The sequence below is a fragment of the Pseudomonas sp. WC2401 genome (assembly GCF_041200115.1).
GTDB lineage: Bacteria > Pseudomonadota > Gammaproteobacteria > Pseudomonadales > Pseudomonadaceae > Aquipseudomonas > Aquipseudomonas fragi.
In genome coordinates this window covers 1,451,333-1,464,593 of record NZ_CP165623.1, presented here as the reverse complement: position 1 = coordinate 1,464,593, position 13,261 = coordinate 1,451,333, and the positions used below count along the sequence as shown (strand labels likewise).

General features: G+C 61.0%; 10 protein-coding genes. 3 read left to right on the top strand and 7 right to left on the bottom strand.

Annotated features, from left to right (window positions below):
* Positions 1-8: 8 nt before the first annotated feature.
* On the bottom strand, positions 9-950 hold the full coding sequence (pfkB, locus tag AB3G35_RS06710) for a 1-phosphofructokinase (protein ID WP_106116776.1): 942 nt from the start codon (positions 948-950) through the stop codon (positions 9-11).
* The gene (gene ptsP, locus AB3G35_RS06705) at positions 950-3,811 is read right to left on the bottom strand and encodes a phosphoenolpyruvate--protein phosphotransferase (protein ID WP_095041471.1); all 2,862 of its coding nucleotides are present in this window, start codon (positions 3,809-3,811) and stop codon (positions 950-952) included. The genes pfkB and ptsP overlap by 1 nt, the downstream gene beginning before the upstream one ends.
* A gap of 339 nt (positions 3,812-4,150) precedes the next feature.
* Here ptsP and cra point away from each other — a divergent pair, with 339 nt between their 5' ends.
* Both cra and AB3G35_RS06695 read left to right on the top strand, forming a co-directional pair.
* The gene (gene cra, locus AB3G35_RS06700) at positions 4,151-5,146 is read left to right on the top strand and encodes a catabolite repressor/activator (RefSeq protein WP_016779456.1); all 996 of its coding nucleotides are present in this window, start codon (positions 4,151-4,153) and stop codon (positions 5,144-5,146) included.
* A 2-nt stretch (positions 5,147-5,148) separates the two neighbouring features.
* On the top strand, positions 5,149-5,931 hold the full coding sequence (locus AB3G35_RS06695) for a TatD family hydrolase (protein ID WP_134049271.1): 783 nt from the start codon (positions 5,149-5,151) through the stop codon (positions 5,929-5,931).
* A gap of 182 nt (positions 5,932-6,113) precedes the next feature.
* Here the strand turns inward: AB3G35_RS06695 and ampE are convergent, their stop codons facing one another.
* The 3 genes from ampE to AB3G35_RS06680 all read right to left on the bottom strand — a co-directional run bounded on the left by ampE (position 6,114) and on the right by AB3G35_RS06680 (position 9,036).
* Positions 6,114-6,950: a regulatory signaling modulator protein AmpE gene (gene ampE / locus AB3G35_RS06690; protein WP_169910906.1), complete on the bottom strand. Its 837-nt coding sequence runs from the start codon at positions 6,948-6,950 to the stop codon at positions 6,114-6,116.
* Entirely contained in the window at positions 6,947-7,510 is a 564-nt protein-coding gene (ampD, locus tag AB3G35_RS06685; RefSeq protein WP_016779453.1) for a 1,6-anhydro-N-acetylmuramyl-L-alanine amidase AmpD, read from the bottom strand. The genes ampE and ampD overlap by 4 nt, the downstream gene beginning before the upstream one ends.
* 83 nt (positions 7,511-7,593) lie before the next feature.
* Complete coding sequence (locus tag AB3G35_RS06680) at positions 7,594-9,036, bottom strand: DUF1631 family protein (RefSeq protein WP_369782405.1); 1,443 nt, start codon at positions 9,034-9,036, stop codon at positions 7,594-7,596.
* Positions 9,037-9,437: 401 nt separating this feature from the next.
* Here AB3G35_RS06680 and nadC point away from each other — a divergent pair, with 401 nt between their 5' ends.
* Entirely contained in the window at positions 9,438-10,286 is an 849-nt protein-coding gene (gene nadC, locus AB3G35_RS06675) for a carboxylating nicotinate-nucleotide diphosphorylase (protein ID WP_016779451.1), read from the top strand.
* 566 nt (positions 10,287-10,852) lie between these two features.
* Here nadC and AB3G35_RS06670 read toward each other — a convergent pair.
* Together AB3G35_RS06670 and AB3G35_RS06665 are read right to left on the bottom strand one after the other, a co-directional pair.
* Entirely contained in the window at positions 10,853-11,344 is a 492-nt protein-coding gene (locus AB3G35_RS06670; RefSeq protein ID WP_088378960.1) for a methylated-DNA--[protein]-cysteine S-methyltransferase, read from the bottom strand.
* A gap of 2 nt (positions 11,345-11,346) precedes the next feature.
* A complete protein-coding gene (locus tag AB3G35_RS06665) occupies positions 11,347-12,837 on the bottom strand; it encodes a DNA-3-methyladenine glycosylase 2 (RefSeq protein ID WP_169911383.1) in 1,491 nt (496 codons plus the stop codon).
* Between the last annotated feature and the right edge of the window lie 424 nt (positions 12,838-13,261).

The window sequence follows — 13,261 nt, the reverse complement described above, 5'->3', positions numbered from 1 at the left end:
GATTCCTTTTATTCTTCTGTCAGGGGGCGAACGCGAACGCCGCTTTCGAGCGTCGCCAGGTGCGCCGCATCGCTGATACCAAAACCGATTTGGGTAACGGCCATTGCCGCAATGGCCGTGGCGGTGCGCAGGGTCTGCTCGGGGCTGTGGCCGCTGAGCAAACCGTGGACCATGCCCGCCAGCAGCGAATCGCCTGCGCCTACCGTGCTGGCGACGCTGACTGTGGGCGGCAACGCCTGCAAGGCCGGTGCGCGGCTGAACCAGTTCACGCCTTCTGCACCGTGGGAAATGACTACATGCTCGACACCCTGCGCCTGCAAGCGCGATGCCGCAGCAATCTGCGCTGCAAGGCTGCTGATATCGCTGCCCAGGGCATCGCTGAGTTCTTCACTGTTGGGCTTGATCAGCCACGGGCCTGCCGCCAGCCCTTGCTTCAAGGCTTCGCCGCTGGTGTCCAGGATCACTTTCAACCCCATGCCCTTAAGGCGCAGCAGCAGATCGTGCAACCACTGCGGGCTGACGCCCCGGGGCAAACTGCCAGCCACCACGACCGCGTCATGCCCGGGAGCAATGCGTTCAAGGGTATCGAGCAACGTTTGCTGCGCCTGTGCGCCAACCTGCGGCCCCGGCCCGTTAAGGTCGGTGACACGACCGTCGTCTTCGGCCAGCTTGATATTGCTGCGGGTTTCGCCGGGCACGCGGATAAAGGCATCGACAAAACCGCGACGCTTGAACAGGGCATCGAACGCTTGCGCATTGTCTTCGCCCAAAAAACCGCTCACGGTCAGTGTGTGGCCCAGATCAGCCAGCACTTGCGCGACGTTCAGGCCTTTGCCGGCGGCATGGGTCAGCATCAGCGGGCTGCGGTTGACTTCGCCCGGCTGCAACTGAGCAAGGCGCACGGTCAAGTCCAGTGCCGGGTTGAGGGTAACGGTCAGAATACGGGCCATCAGAGCGCCTCCACCAAGGCACGGACTTCATCCGGGCTGCCGACGCTCAATGCCTCGGCGGCCAGGGTTTTCAGACGGTCCATGCTCAACTCGCGCACCCGCGCCTTAACCTCGGGGATGCTGCGCGCCGACACGCTCAGCTCGTCCACGCCAAGACCGACAAGTACTGGCACGGCCAGCGGGTCGGCCGCCAGTTCGCCGCAAACGCCCACCCATTTGCCGTGGGCATGGGCGGCACGCACGGTGATGTCGATCAGTTGCAACACCGCCGGGTGCAGACCGTCGGCCTGGGCCGACAGGGTCGGGTGACCACGGTCGATGGCCAGGGTGTACTGGGTCAGGTCGTTGGTGCCGACGCTGAAAAAGTCCACTTCCCTGGCCAGCACCGGCGCCAGCAAGGCGGCGGACGGGACCTCGATCATGATCCCCAGTTGCAGGTCAGCTACAGGGATTTCCAGACGCAGACGCTCGGTCATGTCGCGGGCGGCGCGCCACTCGGCCACGCTGCCCACCATCGGGAACATGATGCGCAGCGGGCGGTTGTCCGCCGAGCGCAGCAGGGCGCGCAACTGGCTTTCCATCACTTGCGGGCGTTGCAGGGTCAGACGAATACCACGCACACCCAAAAACGGGTTTTCTTCTTTCTCGATCGGCCAGTACGGCAGCGGTTTGTCGCCGCCCACGTCCAGCGTGCGCACCACCAGCGGTCGACCGGCCAGACCATCGAGCACACGGCGGTATTCGGCTTCTTGCGTCGCCTCGTCCGGCACTTGCGAATGGGCCATGAAAATCAGTTCGGTGCGCAGCAGGCCAATGCCTTCGGCACCCTGCTCCACCGCAGAGGCGACGCCTTTGCTTTCGCCGATATTGGCAAACACTTCCACCGCATGCCCGTCCTGGGTCACGGCCAGTTCGTGGCGCCGCGCAGAGGCTGCCAGCAGACGCTGCTCACGGCTGTCGCGCTCTTGCGTGGCGCGCTGCAAGGCGTCTGCGTCAGGGGATACATGCAGGCGACCGCGCTGGCCATCAATCAACAGCTCAGTGCCCGGCGCCAGCAGCAACACCGCTTCTCCAGCGCCCACCAGGGCCGGAATGCCGAGGGCACGGGCGACAATCGCGCTGTGCGCCGTCGCACCGCCACGGGCGGTCAAAATACCCGCCACCCGCGCCGGATCAAGGCGCGCCACATCCGAAGGCCCGACCTCATCCATCACCAGCACATACGGTTCATCAGGCTCAGCCGGAGTTTCAACACCACACAACTGGGCCAGCACACGACGGCCAATATCCCGCAGGTCGGCTGCCCGCTCGGCGAGCAGGGCATCCTGCAAGGACTCCTGCTGACGCGCAGCAGCCTCGATCACCGACATCCACGCCGCTTCAGCGCTTTCGCCCTGCTTGAGGCGCGAATCCACTTCATCAGTCAGCTCCGGGTCGTCGAGCATTTCCTGGTGAGTAATGAAGATTTCGCGGATGGCCTTGGACTGGCTGCGCGTAATCAGGCCTTCAATATCCTTGCGCACTTCACTCAGGGCTTTTTGCAGACGCTCTCGCTCGACCACGCAGGACTCGCCACGCAGCGGGTAATCGAACGTTTGCAGCACCTGTATATGGGCCGGGCCAATGGCAATGCCGGGCGAGGCAGCAATGGCCTGCACCGTGCTGCCAGCCGCCGGGGCAGTGATCAGCGTAGCGATTTCGGCTACGCCGGGCACAGCTTCGGCCACCGTCGGCAACGGTTCGACTTCTTCACCCAAACCGGCCTCAACTGCAGCCAGCAGTGCAGGCAGTGCATCATTGGCGATAGTTGGTTCAGCGACAAACTCCAGCACCTGACCGCGACGGGCACCCAGGCTCAGCAGCTTGCTCAGGCTCTTGGCCGAAACGGCCGAGTCCTGACCATCGACGATCCTGACGCGAATTTCGCCTTCAAAGCTTTTTGCCAATTGCGCCAGCACCTTGGCCGGGCGCGCATGCAGGCCGTGGGCGTTGGCCAGAGGGATACGGGCACTTGGCCAGTCGGCCGGCAGCTCACCGCCCAGTACTTCCAGCACGGCACGGCGACTGGTGGCATTGCCCAGTTCATGGCCGCGACCGGCAATCAGCAGCGCACACAAGCGTTCCAGCAAGGCCTGATGGGCTTCACCGAGGCTGGCCAGGCAAAACAGGCCGCTCAACGGCTGGCCCAGATAGCGCATCGGTTTGTCGGGGGTCACAAACGCCAGCCCCGGACGCTTGACGGTTTGCTCGCTGTGCAGCCACCACAGGCCATCACCCAGCGGCAGCGCATCGACTTGTTGCAAGACGGCAGCAAAGCCATTGCTCACGCAATCGGCCTGGCGCAACAGACGGGCGCCGCGCCATACCAGTTCCTCAAAGTCGTCAGCAGAAACGCCCAGGCCAATCATCTGGGCATCCAGCGCCAGCTCTTGCGGTGCGCCCTGCAACAGCTTGAGCAACGCCTCGGCAGAGCTGGCGCGGCGCAGGGCCTCGCCCAGATCGGTTTCGCCCAGAGCACGGGTCAGCAGTTGCAGCAAACGCAAATGTTCGTCGGACTTGGCCGCAATACCAATCGCCAGGTACACCATCTGACCATCGCCCCAATCCACCCCTTCAGGGAACTGCAGCAAACGCACGCCCGTGGTAAACACCAGCTCGCGGGTTTCAGGGGTGCCGTGGGGGATGGCGATGCCCTGGCCCAGAAAGGTCGAGCCCTGAGCCTCACGCGCTTGCAGGCCGCTCAGATAACCTTCGGCCACCAGGCCATCGGCAACCAATTTATCGGCCAGCAATTGCAGCGCCGCAGATTTATCCACAGCCGTCTGGCCCATGGATATCTGCTCTATAGTGAGCTCGAGCATGCGTTCTCCTTTCCGGTACTCAATGGCAACCGGTATTGTTTTGAATTAAGTCAGCTTAGGTCGCCCGTCCCGGGCTGCGTCAGCAGATGTGTGGCAAACACATCGCTACCAGGACAGGCGCCTTTAAATACGGCGGCTGAAACGTTTAATCAAGAATACCCGGCACGTTACTGCATAATTGCCCGCGCTTGAAGTCCAACTTGTCGTATTGCCTGGCGGCAGCGGGCAGATGTCGCAAATAGATACAGCGCACCCAAGGCAGACGATGGTCGGCTGCCTTTATCGGTTAGGATTGGCCAGAATGTCGACATGTACTACAAAAAATAAGGAATATTCGGCGTGAAACTCAGTGATATCGCTCAATTGGCAGGTGTTTCCGTAACGACTGCCAGCTATGTCATCAATGGAAAAGCCGAACAGCAGCGCATCAGCAGCAGCACGGTCGAGCGCGTGCGTGCGGTGGTCGAGGAGCACGGCTTCACGCCCAACCCGCAGGCAGCCGGGCTGCGCAGCCGACATACGCGCACCTTGGGGTTTATCCTGCCGGATCTGGAAAACCCCAGCTATGCGCGCCTGGCCAAGCAGCTTGAGCAAGGTGCCCGTGCCCGTGGCTATCAGTTGCTGATCGCCAGCTCCGACGATGCGCCGGACAGCGAGCGCCAATTGCTCAAGTTGTTTCGTGCCCGTCGCTGCGATGCCCTGTTCGTGGCCAGTTGCTTGCCCGCAGACGATGACAGCTACCGCCAGTTGCAAGACCTGGGCATGCCGATCATTGCCATTGACCGGACCCTGGAGCCGGAGCGCTTCTGCTCGGTGATCAGCGATGATTGCGAAGCCAGCCTGCAACTGACCCGCAGCCTGCTGCAGCCATTGCCGCGCCAGATTGTACTGATCGGTGCGCGTCCGGAACTGAGCGTGAGCCAGGCGCGTGAAGCCGGCTTCAAGCAAGCGGTCGAAGGGTTCAAGGGCGAAGTGTTGATCGAACACGGCAGCGCGTTCAGCCGCGAATGCGGGCGGCGCATCATTGATGATCTGCTGGCACGCCAGGGGCACTTCCCCGATGCGCTGATCACCACCTCCTATGTGCTGCTGCAAGGGATGTTCGATGCATTGCTGGAACACCCGACTCAGCGCCCGCCATCGCGCCTGGCCACCTTTGGTGACACACAGCTGCTGGATTTCCTGCCACTGCCAGTCAATGCGATGGGCCAACAACACAAACTGATTGCCGAAACAGCCCTGAACCTGGCGCTGGCTGCAATTGAAGAGCAGAACTACGTGCCCGGTATCCATGCCATTGCGCGTAACTTCAAACAGCGTATCCACCAGGCCTGAGCATGCAACTGATCGACACCCATACCCACCTCGACTTCCCGGACTTTGATGCTGACCGCCCGCAGTTACTGGCAGGCAGTCGGGCGTTGGGGGTTGAGAAAATGGTGGTACTGGGGGTCTACCAGAGCAATTGGCAGCGCGTGTGGGACTTGGTCCAAACCGACAGTCAGCTGTATGCCGCGTTTGGCCTGCACCCGGTGTACCTCAACGAACATCGCCCCGAGCATGTGGTTGAACTGGGGCAATGGCTGAGCCGTCTGGCGGGGCACCCGCAAGTGTGTGCCGTGGGTGAGATTGGCCTGGACTACTTTCTGCCCGAGCTTGACCGCGAGGGCCAGCAACAACTGTTTGAAGCCCAATTACAGTTGGCTGCCGACTTTGCCCTGCCCGCCCTGCTGCATGTGCGCCGTAGCCACGCGCAAGTGATTGCCACCCTCAAGCGCTTCAAGCTGCAGCGCGGCGGGATCGTGCATGCGTTTGCCGGCAGTCGCGAAGAAGCCCGCGAGTATATAAAGCTGGGCTTCAAGCTGGGCCTGGGCGGCGCTGCGACCTGGCCACAGGCCTTGCGCCTGCGCAAGGTGATCGTCGACCTGCCGCTGGACGCCATCGTGCTGGAAACCGATTCGCCCGATATGGCCCCGGCCATGTACCCCAACCAGCGCAACAGTCCCCAGCACCTGCCCGATATTTGCCGGGCACTGGCCGAGGTAATGGGCATCAGCCCTGACGCCCTGGCAAGTGCAAGTACCACCAATGCCTGCGAGCTGTTTGGCTGGAAGCCCTGACCTCGCTCCCTGTAGTCGCTGACGAGTAGTATGAGGCTGCGTTCGAGCGCGAAGCGGTCGCAAACCTTGTAACCGCAGTACACCTGAATCACCGGGTTACATTGTTTTACGACTGCTGCGCAGCCGAACGCAGCCTCGTGCCTCGTCAGCGACTACAGAGTATCGACAGGGGTTGTGTGCTGTCAGAGCAACAACGCCCACACCGCAAAGCACGCATACCACAGCACCGCCGCACGCAGCAGCAAGGCCCACAGGGTGTCGAGGCTGCTCACGCCTTCAGGCCCAAGCTGCGGCACAGGGATTTCGGCGGCGGCACAACCGGCCTTGTCGATCAGCTGCGCAGCACTGATGTCCCAGCTCAGCAATTCATGCAGCATCACCCGGCTGACCGCCGCAAAGTTGCCCACCAGGGCAAAGCTGGCCGCCAGCAGCCGCACCGGCAACCAGTCAAAGGCATGGCGCAATTGCCCGGCACGTTCGACCAGCGCCGGGTTCTGGCTGTGTTCCTGCGCCAGGGCCAGCAGGCGATAACTCAAGACCGCCACCGGACCCAGCAGGAAGTACCAGAAAATCACTGCAAAGAAGCTTTGATAGGCCTGCCACAGCAGGTGCCTCTGCACGTTCTCCAGCAATTGCTCACCGCTGTCAGCAGTTACCCGCAGGTCACGCTCGGCCACATGAGCGGCCGCCTGCAGATCACCCCGGCGCCAGGCGTCGCGAAACGGCCCCAGCCCCCCCAGCAGATCGCCGCGCCCCAAGCTGTAAATCACCACCAGCAGATGGATTGGCAGCGCCAGCAGGCCATAAGCCACCGGGTGCAACACCACCAGCAGCAACCCCAATATCGCTGCAGGCAACGCAATCAGGATAAACAGCACCCACCAGGGCTTGTTGCCCAAACCAGCGCTGGCTTCCAGCTTGTGCAGCTCGCGCAACCAGCCGCCATCACGCTGCAGGCGCTGACGTACGCCCGAGAATTTCTCGACCAGAATCGCCAGCAGTAACACCACAAAACTCATTGTTTATCTCCTGTGTGCTGCAACGCGCTGCGAAAGCGCTGCCAGTCAAAAGCCGGCCCCGGATCGGTCTTGCGCCCGGGTGCCACATCGCTGTGGCCACATACCCGGTGCCCGCTAATGGCGGGAAATGCCGCCTGCAACTGTCGGCTCAAGGCCGTCAGCGCCTGATATTGCGCATCCGTATAGGGCAGATCATCGGTGCCTTCAAGCTCAATGCCCAGGGAAAAATCATTGCAGGTTTCCCGGCCCTCGAAACTCGAAACCCCCGCATGCCAGGCACGATCAAAACAGGAGACAAACTGGGTGACTGCGCCGTCACGTTCAATCAGAAAATGCGCACTTACCCTCAGGTCAATGATGCCTGCAAAGTAAGGATGTTCTGTGACGTCCAGTTGATTCTGGAAGAACTCCTGCACCTTGCCGGTGCCGAACTGCCCCGGCGGCAAACTGATGTTGTGGATCACCAACAGGGAGATTTCGTCGCTCGGACGCGCATTGAAGTTGGGTGACGGGCAATGGCGCACGCCATGAAACCAGCCGCTCGCGGGGTCCATCTGCATACAGGCTCCTTCGACAGGCAAAACCAAAGGCCCAGTATGCCGCGATGCGCGCGTCGATGGGGAGCAATCTGTGCCGGGCGTGATTACTCCGCGCCGGACTGCCGCAAACTGTCTATCACCGATTCCAGCGCCCGGTCGACTAACAGACGGTCATCCACCAGCAGGATACTGCCGTTGCGCAGTTGCACGATTAAATCGTTGCGGTTCTTTTCCAGCACCTTGGCCCCGATACGGTTTACAAAGATATGCGTACCGTCCGGCTCCAGAATCGTAATCAACTTACAACGCAACTGTGTGCAGCCCTCTTCCTGCAACTCGATCCAGCTGCCAATACGCAGCTGGCTGACCAACAGCAAACCCAGATGGCCCTGTTCATCGAGAGCCGGCAATGGCCACGGCTGCACCGGGTCCGGTTGCAGCGCCAGACGGCGTCTCGCCTGCTCGGCATCTCGGGTGCGCTGCTCAAGCAACTCCGTGCGGCTGCGCTCGCCGCGGGTGAACATCGAAAAGTCATGCAACAAGGACTCAAGCAACGCCGGGTTATTGCCGGCATAGCGGGCCAACTGCAGTACCACATGCTCGACCTTACGGTAGAGCGGATCGTTGCGGCTATCGGTGCAGGCATCCCAACCGATCGCGGCATCGGCCATGACGTTTAACAGGCGTCGGGCCGGATGGCTGTCACAGCTGAAAAAATTCTGATCGCATCGAGCGATCTGCAGCATCGGCTCACACAGCAGCGCGAGCAATTTGCGCAACGGTTGCGACAGATTGCTGTCATCGTGGATGTATTCAAAAATCAGCCCCACCAGCTTGCTCGCGTCTTCGCTGGCCTCGGGCAATGCTTGCGCATGGATCCCCACCTTGGCGGCGCAGCATGAGGCCCGGTCGGACAGGTCAGGCAGCACGCCCGTGGCGATCAACAGCTGGTTGGCATCGGCGTACAACTGCCCGGTCTGGTCAAGCAGGTACTTTTCGAACAGCCGCATCATGATCAGCTTGACCTTGATGTCCATGCCCTGGTCGCGCTTGGCCTGCAAAAAATACTCACACAACATCGCCGGGCCCAGCGGGTTGTTGTGCTCATCCAGAGGTACACAGCTGAGGGTATTGAGACGCGTGCTTAACTGGCACAAGGCCAACTGGCTGCGGGTCAGCACCCGCGTCACCATCGCATGAGTCACTTGCGTGCGCTCAAGATCATTGGCCATCAGCGAGAACACCGCTTGCGCCGGTGCAATGCCCGGCAGGGTAGGTTCACTCACATCGGGTTGGGTCAGCCGGATAAAGGCCTCGAACAGACGCTCAAGAAACCCGCGCTCAATGCTTTTGCGTTTTAGCCGCACATCGCGCATGGCCTCGAAAAACAGGCTTTGCTCGGTGTCGTTCTGCGCCTTGTCAGCCATTTTGAAGAGCGTGGCGTCAGCGTTTTCAAACAACACCTGCAGGTCGTTTCTGAGCTGCTGGGCAGCCTTGTCATGAACCTGCAGCAGGATCACAGGCAGGCGGGCAAGCGGCGAGTGCATCGCCAACTCCGTGGTGGTCCTGTGCCCAGGCCCCACTTTCCCGTCATTTTGCATCCTGGCCTCCCTGAAGGGTCTCTTCGCTTGCCAGTGAACGCGCGTGGTCAGAGCCATTTTTGACGCTCACAAACAGAAACCGGCAGGCGCTCGAGCACTGGCCGGTGTATCGAAATTTAGAGCTATGGCAGCACGTCAAAGCTATGGCGCCAATCGCAAGGCGGATTATCTTGTAAAAGATGGCGCTTGTACCAGCGGACTCTTCATTTGAATGAATGCAGGGGCAAATTAATGCTCAAAGTGCCGAAAACAGCACATTGCAGGTATTTGCATGTGACTCTTCGCACACCTTGGGTTCCCCCGTGGCATGCCCCTATAATCGGCGCACTTTGTTTGTGGAGCTCGTTATGCCGAATTTACGCCTGGCCGACCTCACTGCCGAAATCGAAGCCAACGTGCGTCGTGCGTTAGCCGAAGACATTGGCAGCGGCGATATCACTGCACGGCTGATCCCGGCCGAGCGCCTGGCCAAAGCCACGATCATTACCCGTGAAGCGGCGGTGATCAGCGGTACCGCCTGGGTCGACACTGTGTTTCGCCAGCTTGACCCACGGGTTGCCGTGCATTGGCAGGTGGCTGATGGCGAGCGCGTAAGCCCCAACCAGGTGCTGTTTCACCTGGAAGGCCCGGCCCGTTCGCTGCTCAGCGGCGAACGTAGCGCACTGAACTTCCTGCAGATGCTGTCAGGCGTCGCCACCCATGCACAGCATCTGGCCGATCAAGTGGCGGACACTCAGGTCAAGCTGCTGGACACCCGTAAAACCCTGCCAGGTTTGCGTATGGCGCAGAAATACGCAGTGACCTGCGGTGGCTGCCACAATCACCGTATCGGGCTTTACGACGCATTCCTGATCAAGGAAAACCACATTGCCGCGTGCGGTGGCATTGCCCAGGCCATCAGCGCTGCGCACAAGATCGCCCCGGGCAAGCCGGTCGAGATCGAAGTTGAAAGCCTGGCAGAACTCAAGGAAGCGCTGGCGGCAGGGGCCGATATCATCATGCTCGACGAATTGAGCATGGCTGACATGCGCGAAGCGGTCCGCCTGAACGCGGGCAAGGCCAAGCTGGAAGCCAGCGGCGGCATCAACGAGACGACCTTGCGGCCGATCGCCGAAACCGGTGTCGACTACATCTCCATTGGTGCTATGACCAAGGATGTAAAGGCAGTGGACTTGTCGATGCGGCTAAGCCTGTAACCCCCCTGTGGGAGCGGGCTTGCTCGCGATGGTATCACCACGGTTTTCCTGACAGCCCCCTGTGCCTGCATCGCAGGCAAGCCAGCTCCCACTGGACTTTCGGCGACATTGTGGGAGCGGGCTTGCTCGCGATGGTATCGCCACGGTTTGCCTGACAGCCCCCAGTACCTGCATCGCAGGCAAGCCAGCTCCCACTGGATTTACGGCGACATTGTGGGAGCGGGCTTGCTCGCGATGGCATCGCCACGGTTTGCCTGACAGCCCCCTGTACCTGCATCGCAGGCAAGCCAGCTCCCACTGGACTTGCGGCGACATTGTGGGAGCGGGCTTGCTCGCGATGGCATCGCCACGGTTTGCCTGACAGCCCCCTGTACCTTTATCGCAGGCAAGCCAGCTCCCACTGGACTTGCGGCGACATTGTGGGAGCGGGCTTGCTCGCGATAGCATCGCCACGGTTTGCCTGACAGCCCTCAGTACCTGCATCGCAGGCAAGCCAGCTCCCACTGGACTTGCGGCGACATTGTGGGAGCGGGCTTGCTCGCGATGGCAAAACCATGGCATATGTATCAGTCGTGCCGGCGGCACTTGATCTCATGTTCCAGCAGCCATTGTTTGGCTGCCAGACCACCGGCAAAACCGGTCAAGGTGCCATTGCTGCCAATCACCCGGTGGCACGGGATGATGATCGGGATCGGATTGCGCCCGTTCGCCGCCCCCACGGCACGGGACGCTTTGGGCCGGTGGATCTGCTGCGAAATCTGGCCGTAACTGGTGGTCAGCGCATAAGGAATGGTGGTCAGCGCCTGCCAGACCGACTGCTGAAAGTCGGTGCCCAGCGGTTTGAGAAACAGGTCAAACGTCTGACGCTCACCCGCAAAATATTCCTCCAGCTGACGGCGAACTTCTGCGAGCTTTTGTGGCGAATGCACCCAGCCTTCCTGCGGTGCATGGGGCCGACGGTCCAGCTCAAAACGCACTTCGCGCAAACCTGCATCATCGGCGACCAAGAACAACGGCCCAATCGGTGATGGCATGTACTCGTAGTAAATCTGTGTCATGTTCACACCTTGCGGGCAGCGGCCGAATCGGTCGCCGCACGCCATAAATACATCACTGAATAAGCTCGCCACGGGCGCCAGCTTTCAGCTAGTGCCTGCAGCCCCTTGGTACTCAACGGCTCGCCTTGGGGGTTGGCTTCGCGGCGCAGAATCAGGTCCGCCGCCGGAAACGCATCAGGATGCTTGAGCACGCGCATGGCGATGTAATGCGCGGTCCATTCGCCAATGCCGGGCAGTTGCACCCAGCGCCGGATAAAACGTTCCAGGGGTTGCTCCACGGCAAAGTCGACGCGGCCTTCCATCAGGGCACGCGCTATCTCCTGAATCGTGTTGATCCGTGCCTGGGTAATGCCCATTTGCCCAAGATCAGCCTGCGCCAACTGCTCGGGGCCGGGGAACAACCGATCCAGCCCCGAGCCCTGGTCGGCCTCAATGGCAACGCCATGACGCTGCACGATTCGACTGGCCAGGGTGCGTGCAGCAGCCACGCTGACTTGCTGCCCCAGTACGGCTCGCACCGCCACTTCAAAACCGTCCCAGCCACCTGGCAAGCGCAGCCCCGGATAACGCCCGATCACAGGCGCCAGCAGCGTGCTGGCATTCAAGGTGCGGGCGATAGCCAGCGGGTCGGCATCCAGATCGAACATGCGCCGGATCCGCGTGACGACCGCCAGCATCTGCCCGGGCGGCACATTGCGCAGTTCCAGTTGCAACGCATGCTGTTCACCCGGCCAGGCACTGACCCGCAACCAGCCGGGGGCGTCAGAATGGCCAAACACCCGCTGATAGCTGCGCTCATCGACCTGTTCGATACCGGGCAAAGCGCGGGTCTGCAAAAACCCCAACAAGGCCGCGAAGTCATAAGGCGGGCGATAGCCCAGGCGCAACACCAGTGCCTTGTCTGCCCCTGCCTTTGGGCTGCGCCTGAAGGCACGCGGCTCGGCATGATTGGCTTCGGCAAAGGCCGCATTGAAACGACGCAGGCTACCAAAACCGGATGCCATTGCCACTTCAGTGATCGACAGGTCGGTTTCGGTCAACAGCTGCTTGGCAAACAGCAGGCGCTGGGTGGCATGCACGGCCATCGGCGGCGCCCCCAGGTACTGAACAAACAGACGACGCAATTGCCGCGCGCCGATGTTCATGCGCTCGGCCAACCCCTCCAGTGAGTGCTCGGCCAGGTAACCCTCATTAATGAGCTTCAAGGCTCGCGCCACCAAATGCTCGCCCTGCAACCAAAGCTGATTGCCCGGTGCCAGCTCGGGCCGACAACGTAAACAAGGGCGAAAGCCTTGGGCCTGAGCCGCTGCTGCGCTGGGGTAATAGACCACGTTTTCAGCTTTTGGCGCACGGGCCGGGCACACGGGGCGGCAGTAGATCCGGGTACTGAGCACGGCAGTGAAAAACACCCCGTCAAATCGCGCATCGCGGCTCAGGCGAGCGATTTCGCAGGCTGCGGTGCTGGGCGTGGACAGGCTGTTATCTGTGGTCATGGGCCGCAGAATAGCATCGCGCTTTTGCCGCTTCTCGCCATTTTCGGACGTCAATGTGCCAGGCGTTGCGCAAGAACGAAAAAAGCCACCCGGCATTGACCGGATGGCTTTTGAAATGGTGCCGGAGACAGGAATCGAACTAATTTAACCAAGCCCAGTAAAAGCTCGAATACTTGTAGCTATAAAAACGAAATAGGTACTCATTAAGGCACTCAGCAAAAAACAAGGCCTACCGCCAGCTCTTAACTGGCGAGGCACATATGCTTTGTCCGGCAGCTGCACTTGTGCTGTTGCTCCATCATCACGGTCAGGCTGCGCATGTGTTCGTCATCCTAGCGATTCCGTATCTTATCGGAATGCCACGGATCGACCTTGGCGCTTGCTTCGCTCCAAGCGGTTGTTAGTCGTTACGACAGGCAGCAAT